Here is a 26,294-nt window from a genome sequence, read left to right as displayed (position 1 = left end):
TCACGATAAAAAGCGTAGTAGGTGGGGCCGCAGACTTGTCTGCGGCCCCACCCCTTTATGCGAAGAGAATCAGGCGATGGGCTCTGCTTCGATCTTCCAGACCTCGCGAGCGTAGTCGCTGATGGTGCGATCGGAGGAGAAACGCCCGGACTTGGTGATGTTCACCCAAGCCTGACGTGCCCATGCGCGGGAGTTAGCGTAATCAGCAGCCATCTTGTCCTTGACCTCACGGTAGGAAGCGAAGTCACCGAGCACATAGTAGACGTCTGCGGGCTCGTAGCCGGACTCGAGCAGGCTCCAACGCAGGTCGTGGAACCAGCCGGAACCCGCGTCATCGAGAGTGCCATCGACCATAGCGTCCAGCACACGCTTGAGGCCAGGGACGTTCTCGTAGTGCCAGCGGGGATCGTAGGTCTTACGCAGTTCGGGAAGTTCTTCTTCCTTTGCGCCGAAGATATAGGCGTTCTCATCACCCACGGCTTCGAGGATTTCCACGTTAGCGCCGTCCAAGGTGCCGAGGGTTAGCGCACCATTCATCATGAACTTCATGTTGGAGGTACCAGAAGCTTCCTTACCGGCGGTGGAAATCTGCTCAGAGACGTCCGCAGCAGGAATGATGTGCTCGGCGGGGGAGACGTTGTAGTTGTGGATGAAGACCACCTTGATGGTCTTGGAAATTTCCGGATCGTTGTTGACCAGGTCAGCAATGGCGTTGATGAACTTAATGACAGCCTTGGCACGGATGTAACCGGGAGCTGCCTTGGCGCCGAAGATGAAGACGCGCTTAGGAACATCCAGGTTCGGGTTTTCCTTGAGACGGAAGAACAGATCCAGGATGTATAGAGCGTTGAGCAACTGGCGCTTGTACTCGTGCAGACGCTTGATCTGGACATCGAAGATAGCATCAGGATCAATGTCGATCCCTTCGCGTTCCTTCACCCATGCGGCGAAGTCCACCTTGTTCTCATGCTTGATAGCAGAGAGTTGGTCGAGAACCTCATCGGTGGCAGCGTCGGTGTAATTGCTAAGTACGGAGAGGTCACGAACCCAGGCATCAGAACCGGTGACCTCATCAAGGAGCGAAGCCAGACGAGGATTGCACTGCTTGAGCCAGCGGCGAGGGGTCACACCGTTGGTTTTGTTATTGAAACGCTCGGGCCACAGATCGTGCCAGGGGCCAAGGGTTTCACGTTTGATAATTTCGGTATGCAGGGCAGCCACACCGTTAATAGAGTAGGCGGCGTAGCAGGCGATCCAAGCCATGTGCACACGGCCCTCAGAAATCGGAGCCATGTAGTTGATTAATCCAGCGTCAAGGCCACGGTTAGCCATATCCTCGCGGAAGCGACGATCAATCTCGCGCACGATCTCAGCAACACGGGGGAAGAGACGATCAAAGATCGACATTTCCCAGGTTTCCAAGGCTTCGGCCAGCACCGTGTGGTTGGTGTAGGCAAAGGTCTTGGTGACTACAGCCCACGCCTCATCCCACCCCAGGCCGTGTTCATCCATGAGTAGACGCATGAGTTCGGGAATGGCGAGCACAGGGTGAGTATCGTTGAGCTGGATGGCGTTGAAAGCGGCGAAGTCGTTGAGATCTTCACCGTGATGGTCAACGTAGTTATCCACGATTTCTTGTAGGGATGCCGAGCAGAAGAAGTACTGCTGGCGGACACGCAGGACCTTGCCTTCGTAGGTGGTGTCATTGGGGTAGAGGACACGGGAAATGTCCATGGTGCGTTCGCGGTCCACGATTGCATCGGTGAAACGCTGGGAGTTGAAGGCGTCGTAATCGAATTCTTCGATGGGTTCGGCCTTCCATAGGCGTAGAGTTCCCACGTTCTTGGTGTCGTAGCCGGTGATGGGCATGTCGTAAGGCACGGCGCGTACGGTCAGGTCAGCGTAGGAGACGATGCGCTGAGCTTCTTCGCGGCGAATGATGAAGGGGTAGCCCTCTTCCATCCAAGGATCGGGATGCTCAGTTTGGAAACCGTTATCAAAGAGTTGCTTGAACAAGCCGTAACGGTAGAGGATGCCGTAGCCGTTGACGGGCAGTTCGAGGGTGGCGCAGGAGTCCAGGAAGCAGGCGGCGAGGCGGCCAAGGCCACCGTTGCCTAGTGCTGCGTCAGGTTCCTGTTCGAGAATGACACTGAGATCCTGGCCAAAAGCATTGAGTGCCTTGCGTGCTTCATCAACCATACCGAGGTTAGACAGGTTATTGAGCAGGGCGCGGCCCATGAGGAATTCAGCGGAGAGATAGTGTTCCTGACGGCCTGCGTGGTACTTCTCCTGGGTGGCGTACCAGTCATCGGCAATGGTGTCGATGATGGCCGAGCTCAGCCCCTGCCATACCTCCATGGGAGTGGATGCTTCGGTGGGGCGACCGGAAACGGAGCGCACCTGAGAAGCCAGGGTTGTAGTCAGGTCATGGGTCATTGTGGGAATCCCTCACAGTTATGTATTGGGTTTTTCGTCGTGTGAATTTAGGGAACACACACCGCCAAAAGACTACCGAGTTTGTTAAGACAGTGCTCTGAGCACAAGAGGTGAATACCGCCACCTTCTGGGTGATTATGAGTATTTTTATTTCACTTTATTGAGGAGTGTCATCTCTTTGATGTTTTGTTCTCGACTTCTTTATTCACTCGCCCTGTCATCCCTCCTGGAGATGGCGTTCATGACAGAAAGTAATCGACCTACCAACATGTTTAAGGTGACTTCCGCTAAACAGAAAGCCGACGCTGAGTGAATGCCACTCAACGTCGGCTAACTGGACGGCTTGCTAATTAAGACGATCCGGGAGAAGAAGATTTAGTCCTGTGCGGGGCGCAGAAAGACTGCACCTAATGGGGGAATGCGCAGGCTGACGGAAGCCGGGCGACCATTCCAAGAGATTTCCTCGCCTCGGACGCGACCGTAGTTGCCCACACCAGAGCCACCATAGACTTCAGCGTCTGTGTTGAGAACTTCTTCCCACTGGCCAGCAAACGGCAGGCCCACGCGGTAGCCCTCATGCGGAGTACCGGCAAAGTTCACCACACACACCATGAGATCGGGATTGCCCTGATCATCCTGGCCCTTACGGATGTAAGAGATGACGTTATGGTCACCATCGCCTGCTTCAATCCATTCAAAGCCACGGTGGGAGAAATCCTCAGACCACAGAGCGGGGGAAGAAACATAGAGATGGTTCAGATCAGAGACTAAACGCAGCAGACCTTGATGTGAGGGATCATCAAGGATCCACCAGTCTAAGGAGTGGTCAGCATTCCATTCAGCCCCCTGACCGAATTCCTGGCCCATGAACAACAACTGCTTGCCGGGATGTGACCACTGGTAGGCGTAGAGAGCACGTAGGCCAGCCAACTCCTGCCAAGCATCACCGGGCATCTTGGACAGTAAGGAGCCCTTACCATGAACGACTTCGTCGTGGCTCAGAGGCAGAATGAACTGTTCACTGAATGCGTAGACCAGGGAGAATGTGAGTTCACCATGATGGTAACGGCGGTTGATGGGTTCTTCGGCAAGGTAACGAAGAGTGTCATTCATCCACCCCATGTTCCACTTCAAACCGAAGCCGAGGCCACCGTACTCCGTAGGAGCGGTTACGCCGGGCCATGCAGTGGATTCCTCCGCGGCCATGACAATGCCGGGATGCTTGCGGTAAGCGGTAGCGGTGGCTTCCTGAAGGAAGGAGATAGCCTCAAGGTTCTCACGGCCACCGTACTGGTTGGGGCGCCACTGACCATCCTCACGGGAGTAATCCAGGTAAAGCATGGAAGCCACGGCGTCTACACGTAGACCATCGATGTGGAACTCTTCAAGCCAGTACAAGGCATTAGCAACCAAGAAGTTGCGCACCTCATTGCGGCCAAAGTTGAAAATGTAAGTACCCCAGTCCGGGTGCTCTCCACGCAGAGGATCAGGATCCTCATATAACGCGGTGCCATCGAAGCGGCCCAAGGCCCATTCATCCTTGGGGAAGTGGGCAGGAACCCAGTCTAGGAGTACACCGATACCGTTTTGGTGGAGAGTATCGACCAAGTAGCGGAAATCATCGGGGGTGCCGAAGCGTGAGGTAGGGGCGTAGTAAGAGGAAACCTGGTATCCCCAAGAACCGCCGAAGGGGTGCTCAGCTACGGGCATGAGTTCGACGTGAGTGAAGCCAGTTTCCTTCAGGTAAGGAACCAGTTCATCGGCCAGGCCGCGGTAGCCCAGGCCCTGGCGCCAGGAACCTACGTGGAGTTCATAGATGCTCATCGGGCCGGAGTGAGGATCCTTCAATGCACGGGCGCGGATCCATTCCTGATCCTTCCACTGGTGCACCCGCTCGGTGACCACGGAAGCTGTTGCCGGTGGAATCTCGGTGGCGCGGGCCATCGGGTCAGCCTTCTGATGCCAGGAACCATCCTGGTAGCAGATCTCAAACTTGTAGCGGGCACCGATGCCCACATTGGGAATGAACAGTTCCCACACACCACTGGAGCCTAAAGAACGCATCGCGCTACCGGTACCGTCCCAGTAGTTGAAATCACCTACGACGCGTACAGCGCGTGCGTTGGGGGCCCAGACGGCGAAGGACACACCATGGACTTCCCCGTGAACACTGGGAAAATGACGTACGTGAGCGCCTAGGACCCGCCACAGATCTTCATGACGACCTTCACCGATGAGGTAGAGGTCCATTTCGCCAACGGTGGGTAAGAAACGGTAAGGGTCATCAACCACTTGGGTTTCGTCACCGTAGGTGACGGCTACGCGGTAGTCAGGAACAGTGTCCCCTTCGAGAACAACAGTCCACACACCGTCCTGTTCGTGGGTAGCAGGAAAGGTTCCTTCGGAGGTCACGATGGACACGGCATCGGCCATGTGACGCACGGTTCGGATTGTCACTCCATTTTCACCGACGTGGCCACCGAGTACTTCGTGGGGGTTGTAGTACCTGGCGAAAGCCACATCTGATAGGACCCAGGGGTCCACGGGGATCGGAGCGGCGGAGGGCGTAGGCGTGCTGTGGTCACTCATACATCTAACTTTGTCACGTTCCAGGGGAGTGGGTGAGGTTATTGAAGAGATTGTTGAACCGTGAATGAAAATTGGTGGTGCATAGACACATCACGGGGGCCTCAGCGTGGGACTGAGGCCCCGCGAGCAGCGAAAAACTCATCACGGTTCGTCTCATATCTCATTGTCATCCCAGAGAGAGAAAAGTAGTGAGAACTGAGAAGGAAAGTGTTATCTGTGTTCGCCACGGGTGGGATTGTGAATGATGAGTGTCACTCAAATTTAGTGGTGCATCGGTGTTTATCGAACCCCTTAGGGACGAGTCACATCCAAAGCCCGTTGGAGACCTTCAAGGGGAATCTCAATCCAGTCGGGGCGGTTGCGTGCTTCATACACCACTTCGTAGAGAGCTTTATCGATTTCCAACACCGCGAGTAACTCCGTGGATACGGTTACGCCGTGAGTCTTCATCGCATGCTGATAGGTGGACAGGAATGAATCACGGACCTGAACGAGCCACTCCTCATCAGTAGAGCCACTGACCGCATAGGCGTAATCGAAAGAGCGCAGCATGCCAGCAACATCCTTGGCAGGAATGTCAGGTTGAGTACGTTCATTGAGTGGGCGAAGCGGCTCACCTTCAAAATCCAACACGAACCAGCCATCGTCACCGTAGAGCACCTGACCCAAGTGATAGTCACCGTGAATACGGCTGAGACTCGTTAGCCCTTTAGCATCACCAACCTGCTCGACCAACTCTTCAAGTTGCTCGAATAATGCAGGGATACGAGAAGTGATAACAGGTGCCTGCTCAGCGGCCCACTGGACACGTTTCCAGATACGTGGAGTGAAATCATCAAAAGTAGGAGCAGCCTTAGTTCCTAGTGCATGTGCAAGATGCATGTGCATATCGGCAGTGACATAGCCTAGGTCAGAGGCCAAGTAACAGGCCGTTTGGACATCACCGCTCTGAGCTAACGTGGTCATCAAGGTAAAGCCATCGCGGGCTCCTTGAACGAAGGCACAACCCACCGCAGAATCCGCCGTGACAGTCTTAACCCCACGGGAAGTGCAGGAGGCGCTGGATGGCGTGGGCTCGGCGTCGAGAAAAGAGACGGGCAATTCCAGCGTGGAGTAGGCGAAAGGCTGGGGGACACGGTCCCATCCGTCTTTAGCCAATGCGACGGGTAACTCCACATCAGGGTTACGGCCCGCGTCAAGGACGCGGAAAATCTTGACAATGAGATCGCCTGTCTTCTCATGATGGCCAGCGGTGGGAATGTACTCATGAGCCCAGGCCTGAGTATGCTCATCAACAGACTCGGCAGGGAAAACCACGGAGGTATTCGACTGCTCACCAGTCGTCACCTTGGGATAGGACGAGCGTGCCGCTAGGGCATGCAAGCCTGCTGGGCTACCCACGATCATGTTTCGTTGAAAAACACTCAATGCCCACGCACGCCAGAACTGCGGGCTAAAAACGCCATCAATAATCCAAGAACCATCGACCTTCACCATGATGCCCTCACGACGATGGTCTCCATGGCGCTCAGCCACACTCTTGGCAGATTTCTCATCCATACAGCACAACGGCACATGCATGAGTGAACGGCGTGAACCGCTTGCGTTGCTTACAAGGAAGACGTAATCGCGTACGGCCGCATTCAACTCTGTGCATTGAGCAATGCGTAAGGTGAGGTCAGAGTGTTTGGTGTCCTTTAAAGGAAACCAACGGCGTTTAGTGAACCACGGCAAAAGAACTGAGCACAGTGCGTCATCCTCGGGCCAGGGAACACTTGCGGGAAGTTCTCCGGTGGAGTTATCGGCCATGCTCATTTCTCCTTATCGGTACATTCATTGACAACTAGCCAGTAGTAGCCGCGACCACCGAGAGTAATCGTGAGTTTGCCGTTATCACCTACCGTGGGGAAAGGTGTACCGCTGAACACGTCATACGTGGTGGCACCGGCCATTTCTGGCAAGTCAATGTCCACTGAGCGTGGGGAACTGGCCAAATTGGCCACGCAAACCATGACCTCATCGGCATCACGGCGAGTATGGGCTAGAACTGCATCATCACTGGCATTACGCATCTGGAAATCACCACGGCCAAGAACCGGATGATCGCGGCGGGTTAGCAGAATGCGACGTGTCCAGTTGAGCAGTGAATCGGGACGCCCAATCTGAGTTTCGACGTTGATGGCTGCGTGATCGTAACCAGGAGACTGGACCAGGGGGAGGGTGAGTGAACCGGGATCCGGCGCCGAGGAGAATCCCGCATTAGGACCTGCACTCCACTGCATGGGGGTGCGCACTGCGTCGCGATCATCGAGCCAAATGGTGTCACCCATGCCGATTTCATCCCCGTAGTACAAACAGGGGCTTCCCGGAAGGGAAAGCAAGAGTGCATTGGCCAGTTCAATCTCTGCGCGGGAAGCTTCCAAAAGAGGAGAAAGACGACGTCTAATGCCCACGTTGGCACGCATACGATCTTCAGGTGCATACCAGGCATACATCTGAGCGCGTTCCTCATCAGTGACCATCTCGAGGGTCAGCTCGTCATGGTTTCGCAGGAACGTGCCCCATTGGCCATGTTGAGGAATCTCTGGAGTGGCCGCAAGAACCTGACGGATAGCTTCAGATGAGCCCGAGCGCAGCGCATGGAAAATACGCGGCATAACAGGGAAATGGAAACACATCGTGCACTCGGGTTCCTCATCGGTACCGTAATACTCCACCACATCCTCAGGCCACTGGTTGGCTTCAGCTAAGGTGATGACTCCAGGAAACTCACGGTCTACCATGGCACGCAGTTTCACCAGGAACTCATGGGTGCCCTTGAGATTTTCGCAGTTCGTTCCCTCTTCTTCAACAAGGTAGGGAACAGCGTCAAGACGGAAGCCATCCACTCCGGTGCGGCACCAAAAGCGGACCACCTCAAACATGGCCTCCACCACGGCAGGGTTCTCGTAGTTGAGGTCAGGCTGGTGAGAGAAAAAGCGGTGCCAGTAGAACTGGCGACGCTCCACGTCATAAGACCAGTTCGATTCTTCGGTGTCGATGAAGATGATGCGGGCATCGCTATACCCCTCATCACTATCAGCCCACACGTAAAAGTCGCCGTAAGGACCATCCGGGTCAGAACGTGAGGACTGGAACCATGGGTGAGCGTCCGAAGTGTGGTTCATGACAAGGTCGATGATCACGCGAATACCACGGGCATGAGCTTGGCTGACCAAGGAACGGAAATCGTCCATTGTGCCGTAGCGGGGGTCGATTCCGGTGTAGTCGGAAATGTCATAGCCGCCATCACGCATAGGGGAGGGGTAGAAAGGCGGAAGCCAAATGCAGTCCACGCCTAGCCATGCGAGGTAATCCAAGCGCGAGGTGATGCCGGGAAGGTCGCCCACGCCGTCAGCATTGGAATCAGCGAAGGAACGTAGGAGTGCTTCGTAGAACACTGCCGTGCGGAACCACTGGGGATCGTCGCTGAGGCCGCGCTTGGCCTGTGGAGGAATGGAAGGGGCAGGAGGTGGTGGCGGAATCTGAGGAAGGGAGGTTGAAGTTGCCTGGTCGATGATCTGGGTGGTGGGAGGAAGCTGGGGGCCGGTGCCACTGGTGGTGCTCTCAGTCACGGAGGCTCCTTTCTATAGAAGAAGCCGGATATGGGCAGGAAGAAATATTCCGGCCCACATCCGGCATCAGAATCAGATTAAGGGACGCACACTAAACACGTGAGCGCAGCGACCTTCAAAAGGATCGAGACGGACATAGTTCTGGCCAGACCACTCAAAGTCCCAACCGCTTAACTCATCATGAACAGCGATGACGGGATGTGAACCGTCAGTACCGCGAGGTAGGCCCAGAGCCTCAAGGTTGAGGTAGACCTCCCCTTCCCGAGCATTCATTGGATCAAGGTTCACCACCACGAGAACAGTGTCATCTTCGCCGGTGGGGCTTACAGAGGCCGGGACGTGTTTGGAGTAGGCGATCAGTGAATCATCAGAAGTGGAATGGAAAGTAATGTTGCGCAACTGTTGTAATGCCGGGTGCTTGGAGCGGGCTGCGTTGAGCGCTGTGATTAAGTCTTCAATGCCGTTGGACTTGGCGGAGGCAAAGTCACGCGGCTTGAATTCGTATTTCTCATTGTCGATTTGCTCTTCGTAGCCGGGACGAGGAATGGATTCAGCCAACTCGTAGCCGGTGTAGATCCCCCAGGTAGGGCTGAGGGTTGCTGCCAAAGCAGCGCGCAGACGGAAAGCACCTACACCACCATAGGTCATGAAGGGGGTGAGGATGTCATGCGTGGTAGGCCAGAATGCCGGACGCAGTACATGGGCGGTTTCCTGGCTGAGTTCAGTGAGGTATTCGGTTAGTTCTTCCTTGGTGTTTCGCCATGTGAAGTACGTGTATGACTGGTGGAAGCCAATCATGCCAAGGGTTCGCATCATTGCTGGGCGAGTAAAGGCCTCAGCGAGGAAAAGGACTTCTGGGTTGGTGGAACGGACCTGGGCAATCAGGCGTTGCCAGAAAGGCAGGGGTTTAGTGTGGGGGTTGTCCACGCGGAAAATCGTTACTCCGTGTTCCACCCAGGTCATTACGACCTCATAAATCGCTTGGTAAATGCCCTCAGGGTCATTGTCGAAGTTCAGGGGATAAATGTCCTGGTACTTCTTCGGCGGGTTTTCTGCGTAGGCGATGGTGCCGTCAGCGAGAACCGTGAACCACTCGGGGTGCTCAGCCACCCAGGGATGATCCGGCGAACACTGAAGAGCTAAGTCCAGAGCGATTTCCATACCTAGTTCACGGCTACGAGCGACGAAAGCATCGAAATCGGCGAAGGTACCTAGTTCGGGATGGATGACGTCGTGACCGCCAACAGCACTGCCGATGCCGTAGGGGGAACCTGGATCACCGTCGAAAGCAGTGAGAGTATTGTTCCGGCCTTTACGATTGGTCAAGCCAATGGGGGAAATAGGGGTCAGGTAAAGAACATCGAAGCCCATAGCGGCAATGCGGTCCAAGTGCTGGGCAGCGCTGGACAAGGTGCCCGAGTGCCAGGTGCCTTGCTCATCACGGTAAGCACCTAGTGAGCGGGGGAAGATTTCATACCAACTGCCGGCCAAGGCGCGCTGGCGGTCCACCTGAACGGGATAGTAAGCAGAAGGGGAAACCAGATCACGGAGGGGCAGTTCATCAAGGACAGCGGTGACTTGCTCCCTCAGGCCTGCTTCGAAGCGTTCATGAACCGGAAGATCCTGGTTGCGTAAAGAGAGAGCTGCATCGGTGAGGATAGAAGTTGCTTCAGCGGTGCGACCCTCAACCTTAGCGGCACGCTCCATTAGGCGAGCGCCTTCTTCAAGCATGAGTTCAACATCAACACCAGCATTCACCTTGAGCGTTGCATCGTGGACCCAGGTGGCATAGGGATCAGACCACCCTTCAACGACAAACTTCCAGTCACCGGGTTCATCGGCAGCAAGTTGAGCTTCGTAGCGATCCAGGCCAGGAAGGATCTCTACCATGCGGGCGCTGGGGCCTCTGGTGCCATCTGGGCGAATCAAGGTGGCGGTGGCAGCGAATTGGTCGTGGCCCTCACGGAAGACGGTGGCGCGAATTGGGAACAGTTCGCCGGGTACTGCCTTGACGGGCCAGCGGCCATCCTCGATCACAGGGAAGACCTCAGTGACGGGGATACGCCCAATCGGAGCATAGGGGGCAACTTCAGGATGAGACCCCCACGGAGTACTGGGAGTAGCCACCGTAGAGGCGGAAGCAATGGGAGAAGAAGCGGGTGATGATACCGGCATGGCAGAGGCCTCCTGAGGTGAAACCGTGGGTGAAGTAAAGAGTGCGGACTGGTGTTCAGGTAGGTCAGTAGAAGCAGGGATCGCAGTGGTCGGTGCTGCAGGGGTGCCAACTTGCACTATCTGAGCCGAGGTACTTGGTGCAGCAGGAGAACCAGAAAGTGTCATGTTCTTGTCATGGTCTTCGCTATGAGGAAGTGATGGTTCATTGACTGTAGCGGCAGGAATGTCAGGGCTTACAGCAGAATGCAGAGGCTGTTCAGTTGAGGGAATCGTGGCGATAGGCTCGTTGGCTACCGGTTTGGTGCTGCTCAAAGGAGCGGCGTCGACAGAAGTGTTGGGTGTGCCATGAGAAGTAGCGTGTTTGCCAATGTATTGAGTTGGCTCAGTAAGACAAGTGCCTGTATCGACATGTGAATGGTGAACTCTTGACATGATTCCAGGTTGAGGAGAAGAACCTAGGGATGGTGATGATGACGTAGAAGTTGGATCACAGGAGGGCGTGGTGCCAACAGGTGACTTGTTGTCTTCCTCAGAAGTGAACGAACAAGAAGAAGCGTTGTTCTTGGCGGGAGAAATCGGGGTGTCTTGGAGAAGAACATCATCCGGTAACTGCTCGTCATGAGGCGTAGAAGGCGCCTGAATCGGTGGGAACTGCGTTGAGTCAAGGGCAGGATTGAGGCCTGGGGTGGAAGCACTTGGCGGAAGGGAAGTCCCAAGGCCAGAATCAGGGCTCGCAGTGTTCTCAATAAGTTGAGATACTTCGCGCTCATTTTTCTTGGCACGGCGGAACAGGGAAGGGCGATTCTTCTTCGTGTTTCGGCTCACAGACCTAGCCTACGGGGTTCACCTGCCCACAGTCACCTCAATAAAACATCAGTCAAATCGACTTTTTACCAGTCAAATCGACAAAGGTGTGGGGCCCGCTCCTAAGAGCGGGCCCCACACCCAAAAATTGCTAATCCTTAGCCGCTACAGCCTCAGACGAGGTTGCGCTTGCGGACAAAGAGGATGCCAGTGGCAAGAGCTCCGATGGCTAGGAAAACCAGGGAGGAGTCAGCACCGGTACGAGCGAGGTGGCCGTTGCCTTCCTTTCCAGAGGTGGCAGCCTTGCCGGAGGGCAGATGCTTGACCATCTCACTACCCTGCGCGGCCAAGTCATCAATGTTCGGGGCGACGGGTAGCGGAGCAGTGGATGGGGTATCACCAGGAGCGGGCAATTCAGGCTGACCGGGGGCAGGGACCTCAGGGGCAACTGTGGCTCGGAAAGATTCCACGGTGCAGACCTCGGGGTATTCGCCAGGTTCGGGAACCTTACCCGTGTTCAGGTAATCCAGAGTGAGGCGGTTGACACACTCGTATCCCTCGATATCGTGACCGAAAGCAGTGTGCTGGCTGCCTTCCACACTAATCATGGTGCCACCGACTGCCTTAGCGAGAATGGGGCCATTTTCGTAGGGAGTGGCGGGATCATGGGTGGTAGAAATAACGAGGATGTCAGGCAGACCGTTGATCTCTGTCCCTGCTTGAAGGTTTCCTGCAAAGGGCCAAATATCGCAGTAGTCGTATCCGCTTGCTTCGTTGTATGGAGCTCCTGGATCCTGGAAAGGTGAGGCTGCATAGAACAACTGGCCCAAAATAGCTTGTGCCTCGGGGTGGAAACCGTCGGGATTAGCAGAGTCTGCGCAACGAATTGCGGTGAATGCTGCTTGAGCAGAATCATAGGATCCATCTTTTTCACGGCCTTCGTACATGTCGGCCAGAATCATCATGGTGAAACCATCATCCTGCGTTAATTCATGGAGACCCCATACAGCGTACTTCCACAAGGACTGTGAATACAGTGCCTGTCGCATGCCGGTCAATGCGTCACCGTAGGTCAGTGGGCGACCATCGCCACGGGCATCACTAATCGGTTTGGTCAGCAGCGGGCGGGTGAGATTTTGGAAAGCCTTTGTTAAGTCATCAACGTTGGCAGAATCGTCTGCGACATCACCGCTGTGAGGCTGATATGCCTGATCGGTGAGTGCACAAGTGACAGGCTGATGGGCTTCGGGTGTCTCCGCTACGAAATTACCCACAAGATCTTGCCATGTCTGACCGCTCTGTTCTGCTTCCACACACCAGTGCGCAAAGTCTTCGAAGTTTTGCTGGAAGCCAGCGGCCTGGCCCAAAAGCGCTTCGTTTTCTGAACGAACAGATTCCACAGTGGGTTTTTCGTGCTGTTGGTTGGCATCGGGCGCGGTGTCAGTCATGGGATTCACTACACCGTCAAGAACTAAGCGGCCAACGGAATTGGGGAAGGTCTGAGCAAAGACGTAACCCAGGCGAGTGCCATAGGAGTAACCCACATAGTCCAGGGTTTCAGCGCCGAAGATGGAACGGAGGACGTCCAAGTCGCGTACAGCGTTAGCGGTGCCTAAGTGGGACATGAGGGTCATGCGTCCGGCTTCATCGAGGCCAAAAAGTCGACCGGTGTTGTTGAAGCAATCATGGACGTAACGGTCCGTTGCGGCGGTTTCATTGTGTTCAGCGTTGGGGTCGTCATCGTCATAGACAACTTCACGCATTTCATCGAGTGCTTTGTTCGATGAGCACTGTGCGAACGGAAGGGAAACTCCTACACCGCGTGGATCAAAGCCCACTAGGTCGTGGTTCTTGTTGAGTTCTCCCATGGTTCCGCTGTCACTTTCGTAACCGGAAACCAGGTTAACGCCCGAGCCGCCGGGGCCACCGGGGTTGAAGAACACGGGGGAGTCGGAGTGTCCGGAGGATGCGGGCACCTTGATGACTGCAATAGCGAGATTGCCTGCGGCCGGGTTGGAGTAGTCAATCGGCATGATGGCGTAACCACATTCGGCGCGGTATGCCTCAATGCCCATCTGACGGCAGGTGTATTTGTTGAACTCAACGGACTGTGCGTAGTAAGGCAGTAGTGCAGCGTCTGGCACAGCACCTACGGCCTGGCCACCGGGGGTGGGGTCAGGAATCTTGTAGGAGTGATAGCCGTCGGCGTAGCGCTGAGCACTTTCGGGAACCTGTTCGTCTAGTTCCTTTGGAGAGGTTTGCTTATCGTCGGATGCAGCGGTGGGAGTATCCGACGCTGTGGGGGCTGGTTCGCTGGCTTCCTTACCAGCGTCACTATCGGCTGGCGCATCAGTAGCGTTAGTCGATTCGTTGCTGCCAGAACCGTCAGCATCCTCGCTGGGGGCGGGGGTGGCCTCAGATTCAGCAGCGTCGTCGCCAGATTCTTCGCTGGGGGAGGTTGATGTGCCGGGAGCTGGGTCGTTATGAGTGGGACTGGAGGGCAATGCCACGGATGCGGCGCCGCCTCCAAGAATTAAGCCGGGCAACACAATGGCTGCTGCCAACGACTTTCTCAGGAGTGAAGAGTGCATCAGGGATCCTTCCGGGATGCGTGGTCGCTCTAAAATGTTGTGGCCTTAGCCTAAAGGAGAAATGACGCCAATGTGGCCGTGTTCAAATTCTGAACACGGCCACATTGATCGAGAAAGCGGTGATAGAAGTGGCGGGAACTTCTGAAAAACGGCGCTATTACTGAAAATAGTTCTCAGTAAGCGCTTAGTAGTTCATGTGCATTGCAGTGCGAACATCGTCCAATGTGCGATTAGCCACATCATTGGCGCGAGCGTTGCCGGCATGAAGAACCTCAAGAAGATAATCCTCATTAGCCACCAACTCTTCACGGCGGGCACGAATCGGAGCGAAGTAATCGTTGACAGACTCGGTAACAACCTTCTTCAAGGTGCCAGCGCCACCATCACCGATTTCAGCAGCGATCTCTTCAGGAGTGCGGCCAGAAGTCAATGACGCCAGCAAGAGAAGGTTGGAGACTTCAGGGCGGTTGACAGGATCGTAAGTGATCACGCGATCAGCATCGGTCTTGGCTTTCTTAATCGCCTTGGCAGTTTCATCGGCAGTCATGCGCAACTCGATGGTGTTACCACGGGACTTACTCATCTTTTGACCATCGAGGCCAAGAACAGAAGAAGCGGAGGATAGCAGTGCCTCGGGGCGGCGGAAAACTGGGTGTTCCTTCACAGCACGGCCGTAGCGCTTATCGAAACGTTGAGCGATCAGGCGAGCCTGCTCCAAATGGGGGAGTTGGTCCTTGCCCACAGGAACAAGATTAGCCTGACAGAAAAGAATGTCAGCAGCCTGGTGAACAGGGTAGGTCAGCAGTAGTCCACTCATGGCTCGACCATCGGTTGCTTCCAACTCGGCCTTCACTGTGGGGTTACGGTGCAACTCGGCCTCAGTGACTAGAGAAAGGAAAGGTAGCATCAACTGGTTCTGTGCGGGAACAGCAGAATGGGTGAAAATGGTGGATTTTTCAGGATCCACGCCCACAGCCAGGGTGTCAGCGACAAGAGAGAGAACTCGCTCACGGATTGGGCCCACACCGTCACGGTCAGTAATGACCTGGTAGTCAGCAACCAGAATCCATGTCTCTACTCCACGGTCCTGAATTTCCTGCCAGGATTTCATAGTTCCGAAATAGTGGCCTAAGTGCATGTTGCCCGTGGGACGCACACCGGTGAGCATACGGAACTGTGCAGGGTTGATCTGGATCTGCTCTTCAATTTCCTGTGAACGCGCAATTGAACGCGCCAAGGAGGCATCGTCAGTGGAGTTAGCCAGGGCTTCTTCGGCGGCAGTAGAGGTCATAGCGGTCAGTGTACGTCAGGGGGAGTGGAGAGATAAATACGCATACTCAAGGCATCAATGGTAGTCACGTCGCCGCCACGGTCGCGACGAACCTCCGTGTCATCATCAACGCGATGCATAGTGGCGAACTCGCGTGTATCTCGGCGAGGGGCAGCCCAGGTGGAATCCCACAGGAGGCGGTATTCCAAACCGCGGCCCTTTGGTAAGGTCACGTCTACCTGGTCCAGTGCACCATTGATGACGATGAGCGCATCACCATCGCCCATCGGCTGGCCAGAACGCATCATCTGGATGACGCGTGTAGTGGGATCATTCCACTCATCGGGGCGCATCACTGTACCCGAGGAGGAATACCAGGACACATCCGGCAGTACATCACCTTCGGCAACTTGTCCGGTAGCAAATTGTGTCGGGCGCAGTACCGGATGCTTATGGCGCAGGTGCGTCAGTAGACGAGTGGTGGCTAGCATGTCACGTTGCCATGATTTCAAATCCCAGTCATACCAGCTGATCTCATTGTCTTGGCAGTAAGAATTGTTATTGCCCTGCTGGGTACGCCCCATTTCATCGCCACCTAACATCATGGGAGTTCCTGTACTGATCAGCAGGGTGGCCATCATGTTGCGAGCGTTGCGTCGGCGCAGTAGTTCCACAGGTTCAGCGTCAATGCCCTGAGGTACCTCGCCTTCAAAGCCGTGGTTCCATGAACGGTTATCATCAGAGCCATCACGGTTGTCTTCACCGTTGGCCATGTTGTGCTTGTGATCGAAACAGGTCAGGTCACGCAGGGTGAAGCCATCGTGGGCGGTGATGAAGTTAATGGAGGCAAGCGGACCACGACCACCAGGCAAAGCCCCTTGACCAAACACATCTTGGCTACCGCACAGACGGGTGGCCATGTCCTGGAAAGTGTTGCCGCAGCGCCCGCGAGCAATCTGACTGGCATCTTGCAACCAGAAGGAACGCACGCTACCACGGTAACGATCGTTCCAATCTTGGAACGGGGAGGGGAACTCTCCTGTGCGCCAACCCCCCGGACCCACATCCCAGGGTTCAGCGATGAGGCGTTTAGAGGAGAGGATGGGATCGGTCGCCATCGCAATAAGGAGCGGGTGATTAGAGGAGAACTCGCTGGCATTGCGGCCAAGAGTCACTGCCAAGTCAAAGCGGAAACCATCCACGCCCACATCACTTGCCCAATAGCGTAACGAATCAAGAGCCAACTGCACGGCGGTGGCACTACGGAAATCGACAGTATTGCCGGTGCCGGTTACGTCTACGTCCACATTCGGAGCTCCGGGAGCATGGAGGTAGTAGCCCTCGTTATCAAAACCACGAAGGCTCAGTGTGGGACCATCCGTGCCAGACTCGCATGTGTGGTTGTAAACCACGTCCATGATGACTTCCAGCCCGGCCTCATGGAGCATCGAGACCATGCCACGGACTTCATCAAGAACAGCCAGCGGCCCCTGAGCCTGTGCTTGGGCAGTAGCATAGGTAGGTTCAGGGCTAAAGAAGTTGAGGGTGGAGTAGCCCCAGTAGTTTTCACGGCCATGCATCATCAGCCATGGCTCAGTACACATAGCATGAATCGGCAGCAGTTCTACGGCAGTGATGCCCAAGGCCTTGAGGTGAGAAATGGTTACCGGGTGAGCAAGGCCTGCGTAGGTACCGCGCAGGTGTTCAGGGACACCGGGAAGAAGTTGAGTGATGCCTTTGACATGGGTTTCATAGATGATGACGTCGCTGTCATCGCGTACGGGACCAGGAACTACAGGGAAACCAGGACCAGCCACTACGCCCAGGCGAGAATATCCAGCAGAATCTTTATTTGAGCGGCGAAGAGGATAGGTCTGCGGAGCAAGTGCAGCGTTTACTTCGTGAGCAAAAATCTCTGGGCCAAGAACAACTGAACCAGTGACTGCACGCGCATAAGGGTCCAAGAGCAGTTTGCTGGGGTTATGCAGCAAGCCCCGTTCGGGCTCCCAGGGGCCATGAACACGGAAACCGTAACGAGTCCCTACCCCCACTCCGGGCACGTGTACATGGAAACGTCCCTTGTCCGGACCATGCATACCAACGCGAATTTCTGAGCCCAAATACTGGGGCTCAGTGGATTCAGTTTTCTCTGAAACTGGTGCCTGGCCAAGAGGGAGAGGTTGGAAGAGACACACATCCACGTGGGTTGCGTGTGGTGCCCACACCACGAAGTCCACGCCATCACCCGTAACGGTTGCGCCGTAACGGTAAGGATTTGAGGCTCCGCTGTGGGTTAGCGGTGCGGGATCAAGGTGAGGAAACATGCGCACTATTCTTGACGGTCAAGGGGCATAGGGCCACTTGAGAGCGGACGGAAAACCGAGAAGATAACTTAGTTTTCGTTGAGTGCTTCAAGCAACTGAGGCACAACCTCAGTCACATCGCCCACGATTCCGAAATCGGCCATCTCAAAAATCGGTGCCTCAGAATCATCACAAATAGCAACAATCTTCTGTGCTCCCTGAATGCCGGAGGTATGGTGTACGGCCCCGGATACACCCAGGCCAATGTAGAGGCTCGGGCTAATGCTTACGCCAGTTTGACCCACTTGAGCGCTGCGATCGATCCAACCTTCATCACAGGCTACACGGGTAGCGCCCACGCCAGCACCAAGGCGCTGAGCAAGCCCACGAACCAAGTCGAAGTCACCATCGACACCACGGCCACCTACCACAACAGTGCGAGCACTGGTGAGTTCGGGACCGTCACCATGAGCGCTCTGTTCTTGAGAGACCAACTGGACGCTTGCGGCGGCAGGTGACACGACGGCGTCGGATACATCGACTCGTTCGAGACCAGCAGAAGCAACCTGTGCACAATCGGAGAAAGTACCGGGAGCAACAGTAATGATCGGGGTGAAATTCGTAGCAGTTGTCACGGTGGTGTCCCATGAACCAGACAGGACAAGTTTCCTGGCCATGATCTTGTCACCGTCAGCAACTACAGCGGTGGCATCGCAGACGGCAGCGCCGCCGGTCAACATAGCTAGGCAGCCAGCACAGTCTTTGCCTTCGTACGAGGAAGGAATAAGCACGAGGTGAGCATCCAAGCGCTTGACGGCTTCGGCAGCAATGTCCGCCAGCGTGGCAGAAAGACGTGCATCACCTTGTGCCCAGGAACCCACTACGAGGTGGGTGGCGCCGGCAGCGGCTAAGGACTGCTCGTCGAAACCAGTGGGGCAATCCACGGTGGCGGCCTGAGAATCGGTGGCGGCCAAAACAGCGATGGGGCCATCGGTTAAAGATCGGGCGCCGGCAATCAGTTCGCTGAGCACATCAGCATCAGTGTGCTGAGGGCTGACGATGAGAACGGGGGCAGCGGTCATGAGAAGAATTCTTTCGCGTGGACTGAACGAATGTATCGAAGCGGCACTGTGGATACCTCCACGGACAATGATGATGCCTACTTCATGAGTGCTCGCCTAGTGCAATAGGCGGAACGTAAGAAAAAGAACTTAGACAAGGCCTTCGTCGCGCAGCCATTGGGCCAGACGAGTTCCTGCTTCACCGGCGTCGGTGATGATAGTGCCGGCCTGACGTTCAGGACGCTGGCTTGCTGCGGTCACTTCAGTGCGGGCAACAACCTGTTCCTCAGCAAGGCCAAGGTCTTGCAAACTCCACACATCAATTGGTTTCTTCTTTGCCGCGCGCATGGCAGCGAAGTTGGGGTAACGAGGCTCATTGGCCTGGTCCGTCACACTGACCACTGCGGGCAAAGGGGCAGTGAGACTTTGGGATACGGCTCCAAGCGTGCGGGTAATGTTCACGTCCTGACTGGAGACGGTTAGGGAATTTGCCAGTGTGAGGGCGGGAACTTTAAGAACGGTGGCCAAGGCGGCGGGAAGCATGGAGGTCATGGCATCTAGGGAAGCCATACCGGTGATGATGAGGTCAACATCGCCCAGTGGGTTGCCACAGTCAGTGCCGTCTTCACAGATGGTGCAGCCGCCGATACGGGAGATAGCACGGGCCAGGACGGTAGCGGTTCCGGGAACATCGGTGCCTTCGAGAGCAGCATCGGCCACGATGACGCCGCTATCGGCACCCATTTGCAGGGCGCGGCGCACGCCGTCTTCTGCGTCTTCATCCCCCATGGTCAAGACGATGACTTCACCACCAAGATCTTCAACCAGGCTGACGGCTGCTTCAACAGCGTTTTCATCGAGTTCGTTGAGCACGTCGTCTTCACCGCGTACGAGTCGAGAGTCGTCAAAACGGCGTTCGGACTGCACGTCAGGGACGTGCTTGACACAGACCACAATCTTCATGGTCCAAGACTGTCAATTTAGGGCAGCAAAATCTAGGCATAATCGCTCAATGCGACCATTGCCACTGAGGACGTGATGAGTCTGTGAAGAAGTTGTGTCATACGTTAGGGATTTCGAGGGTGGCTTCAGCCAGAACAGTCTCATTGTCCTGGTCATACACCACGACGCTTTGGCCGGCGGCCACGCCGCGAAGTGGCTCATACAAGGTCACTTCCATGGAGATATCGACGGTGTGAGCAGGCGCGTTTTCTGGGGTGTTTGACGCCGTGTCGCTGGTTTTATCTTGGCTTTTACCACCGATGCTGTCAGAGAGTTTCACTGTCGCGGGCAGAGCGCGTCCGTGGGCACGTACCTGGACATGTACGTCATCCCATTGACCGGATTCAGGATAGGGGGCAAGCATGTGGATGTGGGTGCCGTCGAGCCGCGTGCGTGAGAGCAGGGCCGCTGGGCCAACCACAACTTCATTGGTCTCGGGCCGCGTGGCCAGCACGTAGCGGGGCTGGCCATCCTCAGCGGGAACGGTCAGGCCAAGGCCCTTACGCTGACCTACGGTGTATCCGAAGTAGCCGTTGTGCTCACCGAGCACGTCACCTTCTGGGGTGACGATATTACCCGGCTGGGAGCCGAGCGCATTACGCAGGAAGCCACGGGTATCGCCGTCAGCTACGAAGCAGATGTCATAGGAGTCCGGTTTAGAAGCAACGGGTAAGTTGCGTCGGGAGGCTTCTTTGCGCACCTCATCCTTACTGGGCACATCCCCCAAGGGGAAGAGGGCGCGGGAAAGCGCTTCAGAGCCGGAGACCGCAAGTACATAGGACTGATCTTTGGCCTTGTCTGCGGCGCGAGAGAGACGAACACTGGCGGCATCACCGGGGCGCCCGTCGGCAGCGCCACCATGAATGCGAGCGTAATGGCCAGTGGCTACTGCATCGAAGCCCATGGCTAGGCCGCGTTCGAGGAGGGCATCGAACTTGACTCGTTCATTGCAGCGCACACAGGGGTTGGGAGTGCGGCCTGCTTTGTATTCAGCAAGGAAGTCAGTGATGACGCGTTGTTCAAATTCTTCGGATAAGTCCCACACGTAGAAGGGAATGTCGAGGATGTCTGCGGCGCGGCGGGCGTCGGAGGCATCCTCAATAGAACAGCATCCGCGTGAGCCACTGCGTGACTGGGCACGGTTGCGTGATAGGGCCATGTGAACACCCACCACCTCATGTCCAGCCTCAACGGCTCGTGCTGCAGCAACGGCTGAATCGACGCCGCCGCTCAATGCCGCCAAAACTCGCATGGGTGCTCCTGATATGGGATAAAACGATGACATGTATGTGGCGCAACCGATACGGCTGCGTGATGAGAATTCTTGTGATGAGAATTCTTATGAACAGAAGTTTGCCGATGAAAACTCTGAACGAAAGATTGATTGTTTGAGATGAGAACATTTAACGCTTAGTACTCTTCTCATGGTCCAGAGAGCCGTCGTGAGGCTCCCACGAACCAATTCTGAGGATTCACCTTACATGAGCGTATGTGGCAATAGCACTTGCTCATGAGTGATTGAGTAGCACTTCACTTACGTGTGAGAGAAGCAGTCTATGGCGCATGATCCTTGGCTGATGAGAACAGCCGATACAGACGCATCAATGCTCGCACGTGAGTGAGGTGTGCTGTTCCCTATATCTACTGCATGGTTGGGAGTGGATGTGTTCACCGGTGAGTCCGCGCCCAGGTTCCTCGGGCCAAGTCTAAGGCTCCGGGGAAAACCCGCAGCACATGGTCAATATCAGTTTGCGTCGTTGCTGGTCCCATTGAAAATCGTACGGTGGATCGGGCGCGCGCATCGTCGTAGCCCATCGCCACAAGAACCTCAGAGGGTCCAGGAACACCGGCATGACAGGCCGAACCAGCAGAGGTATCAATACCGGCCATATCAAGAGCCATGATGAGTGCCTGCCCGTCAGCCTTGTCGCACCAGCAATGTACTACTGCAGGTGAATGATCAGCAGGGGCAGTAATTGTGGCATGAACGCCAGGAAGACTGGCTATCATCGTGCGCAACTGCTGGCAAAAATCGCTCAAACGAGCAGTAGTTTCATCACGATTTGCGCAGGAAATCTCCAAAGCTAAAGCTAAGGCGCGAGCCCCTACAACGTCATGGGTTCCTGAGCGAATACCGCGCTCTTGGCGACCACCACCCATAGGGACGGTTAATTCCAGATCGCGCTTGGCAATGAGGGCAGCAATACCGACCGGCCCACCAATCTTGTGGGCGGTGATACTCATGGCATCTACCCCGAGAGAAGCGAAAGAGAGTGGGATACGACCAGCTGCGGCAACGGCGTCGGTATGGACCGGAATGGACGGTGGAACTGGTGGTAAGGCGCCTGCTAAACCGGAGTTTCCCATGTTGCCGGTTGAGCCCCCATAGGAGGAGACGGACGGCAAAGCAGCGTTTTTGGCTGCACGGGCTGTTTCTGCGTAAGACTGGCAGGCCGTGCGCACATGCTGGACAACGTCAGTCACAGGCTCAATTGTGCCCGTTTCATTGTTCACGCTCATCACACTGACTAAGGCTGTGTTTTGCGCATGCTTGGTGAGAAGTGCATCGAGATGATCGAGACGAACACGCCCCTGATTATCGACCTCAATGATCTCAAGGCGCCCACCAGTCAGTGCAGCAGCAGTTTTCGCACTATCCATCACCGCTGGATGTTCCACGGCACTGACCATGAGAACGGGAGGAGTGTTACGGGTAGAGGCCCAATGCCAGGCACGCCCCGCGATCACTAACGCGTCCGATTCCGTGCCACCACCCATAAACATCACTTCATGAGCCTGAGCATCCAAACACGCCGCCACCCGCTCGCGAGCCTCCATCAGTAGACCATCGCAGTGACGCCCTGAGGTATGCAGAGCGCTGGGATTCGCGAACAGGTCAGTATGGTCTCGGTGCATCTGATCGATGACCTCGGGGTACAACGGTGCTGAGGCTGCGTCGTCAAGGTAGGTGCGTGTGCTCACCCCACCACTGTAATGCGCAGGAAACACCGGCTGACACTGGCAGTACAAACAGGGTGTGAGAGTATGCCCGTATGAGTGAACTGTGGGGAATGAATCGTGACCCTGAAACCCGATTAGACAGTGAAGAGTGCGTACGTTTATGGGATGACCCCACCACCTTGCGTATTGCGGTCACTTCTCGCGGATCGCTTCTGGCGCTGCAGTTCCATGATGATTGTGGGCAGTCGGAATCCTTGAGACTGGCACCTCTTAGCGCAGATGAAGGCCGTGAGTACCCTCATATGTTCATCGGACGCTCCGACGATGGCAGCGCCATTATGGCGGCTGTCTACCCTGACGACGAATTGCCTGGAAGTACTGATACTGCAGAAAAAAGTGCTGAAGATTCACGACGACGCCCCATCGGCCTGCGCGAATTTGGTCACCTTCTCAGCGCCCAAGATTGCCAGAGCGCGTGGATTGGCGTGGCGCTCGCGGCATGGCATAACCGCGAGCCCTTTTGCTCCCGTTGTGGTCATGCCACCGAATTGGCACAAGCAGGCTGGGTGCGCACTTGTCCTGGATGTTCAGCACTTCACTTTCCGCGCACAGATCCCGCAGTGATTACTGCTTTACGTGATGGACGCGACCGTATTATCTTGGCCCACAATGCGTCATGGCCCGAAGGACGCTATTCCACCATTGCGGGATTTGTTGAAGCGGGGGAGAGTCTGCAGCAGGCCGTCGTTCGCGAAGTGAAGGAAGAAACCAACCTGGACGTGGTACGCATGGAGTTCATGGACTCTCAGCCCTGGCCTTTCCCCCGGTGCTTGATGGTGGCTATGCGCTCATGGGTGGATGAAGACGACCCTCATCCTCTACCCGATGGAAAAGAAATTACGGACATTCTTGTACTGAGTCGGGATGAATTTGAGGACAAGGTTCTTAGCGGTGGCATGTTGTTGCCCGCACCTGTGTCCGTCTCGTGGAATCTGATTCATGACTGGTACGGCAGGGATTTGTCGCTTCTTGTGAGTAAGGTTTCTTGAGGTGACAGTGCTGGGCGTCTGTTTCCACAAGGCCTTGTTTTCTTTTAAGGATCACGGTGGGAAACACGAGGCTAGAAGAATGTCGGTGGTCGATGGCAGGCTAGCCCGTGATGAATAACCCAGCCCGTTCCATCCCTGCGCCCGAACAACTCCTTGCTGCTTTGGATCCTGACCAGCGTCAGGTAGCTGAGCATGTCAAGGGGCCCTTATGTGTACTCGCTGGTGCAGGAACAGGTAAAACGCGCGCTATTACCTATCGCATCGCCTATGGTGCGGCCACCGGTCTATATGATCCTGCCCAGGTTTTGGCTGTCACCTTTACCTCGCGTGCTGCCCATGAAATGCGCTCACGTTTGGCAGATCTTGGCGTTGACAGGGTACAAGCACGTACCTTTCACTCCGCTGCACTGCGTCAACTGCAGTACTTCTGGCCTACGGCTGTGGGTGGGCAATGTCCACGAATTGAAGAACAGAAAATTTCTCTTGTCGCCCAGGCTGCTCGGCGCCTTGGAGTGTCCACTGATCGGGCTACCTTGCGTGACCTGGCAGGAGAAATTGAATGGGCCAAAGTTACTATGACTTTGCCTGAACACTATGCACGCGCAGCCATTGAACATGGGCGGAGTGGTGTGGCTGGAGTGGAGTCGTCTACGGTTGCTTCACTGATGTCCTGTTATGAGGATGTGAAGTCTGAACGCGGCACCATCGATTTTGATGATGTGCTTCTTATCCTCGTGGGTATTTTGGGGGAGAGGGAAGATATTGCTGACCAGATTCGCCGCCAGTACAAGCACTTTGTAGTCGATGAGTATCAGGATGTTTCCCCACTGCAGCAGCGTCTGCTTGACCTATGGCTTGGTCGCCGACGCACGCTGTGCGTGGTGGGAGATGTGTCCCAGACGATTTACTCTTTCAGTGGTGCCACTCCCGCTTTTCTCAGCGGTTTTTCCCAGCGTTATAAGGATGCCACCACAGTCAGTCTCACGAAGAATTACCGTTCCACGCCTCAAGTTGTGTGGCTGGCCAATACCGTCTTAACTGGGCGTGGCCCGCGCGCGCGAAGTATGCCCGCAGGTGCGGTCACGCTTATTTCTCAGCAATCTAGTGGCCCTGCCGTCACTTACTCCACCTATGACGATGATGAGGCTGAGGCACAGGGTGTGGTGGAACGCATCCGTGAACTTGCTGGCAGTGGAGTGCCTTTGCGGGAAATCGCGGTACTGTACCGGACCAATGCGCAATCGGAAGTCTTTGAGCAGGCGCTTGCGGAAGCCGGAGTGGGATATACGGTGCGTGGTGGAGAACGTTTTTTCCAACGTCAGGAAGTCAAACGCGCGATGGTGCTGCTACGTGCAGCCTCAAAGGCTGACCTTACTGGTGATCTAGGGCGAGATGTGCGTGATGTGCTTAGCCATGAAGGCTGGAGCGAAGAGCCTCCGGCGGCTCGAGGTGCGCAGCGTGAACGCTGGGACACACTTAACGCTTTGGTGGAGTTGGCAGATCACCTGGCAGGTACACGTGGTGCTGATATGGCTGTATTTCTCCAGGATTTAAGTGAACGTGCTCAGAATCAGCATGCTCCAAGCGTTGATGGCGTGACGCTAGCCTCATTACACGCAGCTAAGGGCCTGGAATGGGATGCTGTGTTTCTTGCCGGTATGAGTGAAGGGCTGCTTCCGATTTCTTTGGCTGAAGGAAAAGAAGCTATCGAGGAAGAACGCCGTTTGCTCTACGTTGGTGTGACGCGCGCACGCAAATACCTCAATATCTCCTACGCAAAAGCACGTAATGCGGGAGGTCGAGCATCGCGTCGCTATACGCGATTCCTTCAAGGAATATGGCCAAGTGACGAGGAGCAGCGACAGGCTTTCAAAAAAGATAAACGCCATCACGTGGGCCAATCAACTACAGCCACCCAAGGATCTCGTCGAGCACAGTCCAAGGCTATGCAAGAAGAGTTCGTGGCAAACAATGATGAAAAGACTGTGGAACTCTTTGAACACTTGCGCAAGTGGCGTTCACGTGTGGCAGTGTCTCTTTCTAAGCCGGCATTTTTTGTCTTCTCTGATGTGACGCTGCGTGACATTGCCATTCATAAGCCCACCACCATGGATGAGGTACTTTCCGTCCGCGGTATCGGCAGTGTTAAAGCTGAGAAGTTCGGTCCTGGAGTGATTGAGGCAGTTAACGCTTTCCTCAACGGTGACATTGATGATGAGTCAGACGATTCAGGAGCCACGTCTGTCTAAAACTATTTGCCGTGCCTGCAGTTACTTATCGGTGAATTGCTTCGAACGGGAAGTAGGCTGGACTATGCCTACAAATGTCGGAGTGGTGGAGACTGGTCTTTGTTGTGGCCGCGCAGGCCATGAAAGAGTTTTCCACAAGAGTGGGCGAGTACGAACTGCCGAGGTTATCCACAGAAGAAACTAAAGACCT

General features: G+C 55.4%; 14 protein-coding genes. 2 read left to right on the top strand and 12 right to left on the bottom strand.

Translation table 11 applies throughout. From position 1 onward, the window contains the following. Positions 1-69 precede the first annotated feature (69 nt). From A9753_RS00300 to A9753_RS00245, 12 genes are all read right to left on the bottom strand, one after another. Positions 70-2,436 (bottom strand): glycogen/starch/alpha-glucan phosphorylase, encoded by a 2,367-nt coding sequence (locus A9753_RS00300; protein ID WP_067778558.1) that lies wholly within the window; start codon positions 2,434-2,436, stop codon positions 70-72. A 375-nt stretch (positions 2,437-2,811) separates the two neighbouring features. Beyond that, positions 2,812-5,025, bottom strand: coding sequence for a 1,4-alpha-glucan branching protein GlgB (glgB, locus tag A9753_RS00295; protein WP_067778555.1), 2,214 nt, complete (start codon positions 5,023-5,025; stop codon positions 2,812-2,814). Between the two features lie 291 nt (positions 5,026-5,316). After that, positions 5,317-6,834, bottom strand: a complete 1,518-nt coding sequence (locus A9753_RS00290; RefSeq protein WP_141673232.1) for a 1,4-alpha-glucan branching protein — start codon at positions 6,832-6,834, stop codon at positions 5,317-5,319. A gap of 2 nt (positions 6,835-6,836) precedes the next feature. After that, positions 6,837-8,585, bottom strand: a complete 1,749-nt coding sequence (treS, locus tag A9753_RS00285; RefSeq protein WP_425394241.1) for a maltose alpha-D-glucosyltransferase — start codon at positions 8,583-8,585, stop codon at positions 6,837-6,839. A 126-nt stretch (positions 8,586-8,711) separates the two neighbouring features. Next, positions 8,712-10,814 carry a maltotransferase domain-containing protein gene (locus tag A9753_RS00280; RefSeq protein WP_083090233.1) on the bottom strand — a complete coding sequence of 701 codons (2,103 nt, stop codon included), beginning with the start codon at positions 10,812-10,814 and terminating at the stop codon, positions 8,712-8,714. Positions 10,815-11,791: 977 nt separating this feature from the next. Continuing rightward, complete coding sequence (locus A9753_RS00275) at positions 11,792-14,209, bottom strand: alpha/beta fold hydrolase (protein WP_067778546.1); 2,418 nt, start codon at positions 14,207-14,209, stop codon at positions 11,792-11,794. Between the two features lie 184 nt (positions 14,210-14,393). Then, complete coding sequence (gene trpS, locus A9753_RS00270; RefSeq protein WP_067778543.1) at positions 14,394-15,500, bottom strand: tryptophan--tRNA ligase; 1,107 nt, start codon at positions 15,498-15,500, stop codon at positions 14,394-14,396. Positions 15,501-15,505: 5 nt separating this feature from the next. Continuing rightward, a complete protein-coding gene (gene glgX / locus A9753_RS00265; RefSeq protein WP_067778540.1) occupies positions 15,506-17,803 on the bottom strand; it encodes a glycogen debranching protein GlgX in 2,298 nt (765 codons plus the stop codon). A gap of 68 nt (positions 17,804-17,871) precedes the next feature. Continuing rightward, positions 17,872-18,864, bottom strand: a complete 993-nt coding sequence (locus tag A9753_RS00260) for an electron transfer flavoprotein subunit alpha/FixB family protein (RefSeq protein WP_067778537.1) — start codon at positions 18,862-18,864, stop codon at positions 17,872-17,874. Positions 18,865-18,993: 129 nt separating this feature from the next. After that, positions 18,994-19,806, bottom strand: a complete 813-nt coding sequence (locus A9753_RS00255; protein ID WP_067778535.1) for an electron transfer flavoprotein subunit beta/FixA family protein — start codon at positions 19,804-19,806, stop codon at positions 18,994-18,996. 97 nt (positions 19,807-19,903) lie between these two features. Then, entirely contained in the window at positions 19,904-21,097 is a 1,194-nt protein-coding gene (gene mnmA, locus A9753_RS00250; protein WP_067778533.1) for a tRNA 2-thiouridine(34) synthase MnmA, read from the bottom strand. Positions 21,098-21,513: 416 nt separating this feature from the next. Continuing rightward, positions 21,514-22,827 carry a cysteine desulfurase family protein gene (locus tag A9753_RS00245; RefSeq protein ID WP_141673230.1) on the bottom strand — a complete coding sequence of 438 codons (1,314 nt, stop codon included), beginning with the start codon at positions 22,825-22,827 and terminating at the stop codon, positions 21,514-21,516. 71 nt (positions 22,828-22,898) lie between these two features. Between A9753_RS00245 and nudC the strand changes: the two genes are divergently transcribed. Both nudC and A9753_RS00235 read left to right on the top strand, forming a co-directional pair. Beyond that, entirely contained in the window at positions 22,899-23,855 is a 957-nt protein-coding gene (gene nudC / locus A9753_RS00240) for an NAD(+) diphosphatase (RefSeq protein ID WP_083090157.1), read from the top strand. A gap of 110 nt (positions 23,856-23,965) precedes the next feature. Further along, positions 23,966-26,104: an ATP-dependent DNA helicase UvrD2 gene (locus A9753_RS00235; protein ID WP_067778525.1), complete on the top strand. Its 2,139-nt coding sequence runs from the start codon at positions 23,966-23,968 to the stop codon at positions 26,102-26,104. Positions 26,105-26,294: the final 190 nt, after the last annotated feature.

This window comes from Actinomyces vulturis, from assembly GCF_001687305.1.
Classification (GTDB): domain Bacteria; phylum Actinomycetota; class Actinomycetes; order Actinomycetales; family Actinomycetaceae; genus Actinomyces; species Actinomyces vulturis.
This window is presented reverse-complemented; position numbering and strand designations above follow the sequence as displayed.

What these genes read in the sequence shown, in the direction of transcription:
- A9753_RS00235 (WP_067778525.1), top strand. Translation starts at nt 23,966, where the DNA reads ATGAATAACCCAGCCCGTTCCATCCCTGCGCCCGAACAACTCCTTGCT.
- A9753_RS00260 (WP_067778537.1), bottom strand. Translation starts at nt 18,864, where the DNA reads ATGACCGCTGCCCCCGTTCTCATCGTCAGCCCTCAGCACACTGATGCT.
- nudC (WP_083090157.1), top strand. Translation starts at nt 22,899, where the DNA reads ATGAGTGAACTGTGGGGAATGAATCGTGACCCTGAAACCCGATTAGAC.
- A9753_RS00275 (WP_067778546.1), bottom strand. Translation starts at nt 14,209, where the DNA reads ATGCACTCTTCACTCCTGAGAAAGTCGTTGGCAGCAGCCATTGTGTTG.
- glgB (WP_067778555.1), bottom strand. Translation starts at nt 5,025, where the DNA reads ATGAGTGACCACAGCACGCCTACGCCCTCCGCCGCTCCGATCCCCGTG.
- A9753_RS00290 (WP_141673232.1), bottom strand. Translation starts at nt 6,834, where the DNA reads ATGGCCGATAACTCCACCGGAGAACTTCCCGCAAGTGTTCCCTGGCCC.
- A9753_RS00280 (WP_083090233.1), bottom strand. Translation starts at nt 10,814, where the DNA reads ATGCCGGTATCATCACCCGCTTCTTCTCCCATTGCTTCCGCCTCTACG.
- mnmA (WP_067778533.1), bottom strand. Translation starts at nt 21,097, where the DNA reads ATGCGAGTTTTGGCGGCATTGAGCGGCGGCGTCGATTCAGCCGTTGCT.
- glgX (WP_067778540.1), bottom strand. Translation starts at nt 17,803, where the DNA reads ATGTTTCCTCACCTTGATCCCGCACCGCTAACCCACAGCGGAGCCTCA.
- trpS (WP_067778543.1), bottom strand. Translation starts at nt 15,500, where the DNA reads ATGACCTCTACTGCCGCCGAAGAAGCCCTGGCTAACTCCACTGACGAT.
- A9753_RS00255 (WP_067778535.1), bottom strand. Translation starts at nt 19,806, where the DNA reads ATGAAGATTGTGGTCTGTGTCAAGCACGTCCCTGACGTGCAGTCCGAA.
- A9753_RS00300 (WP_067778558.1), bottom strand. Translation starts at nt 2,436, where the DNA reads ATGACCCATGACCTGACTACAACCCTGGCTTCTCAGGTGCGCTCCGTT.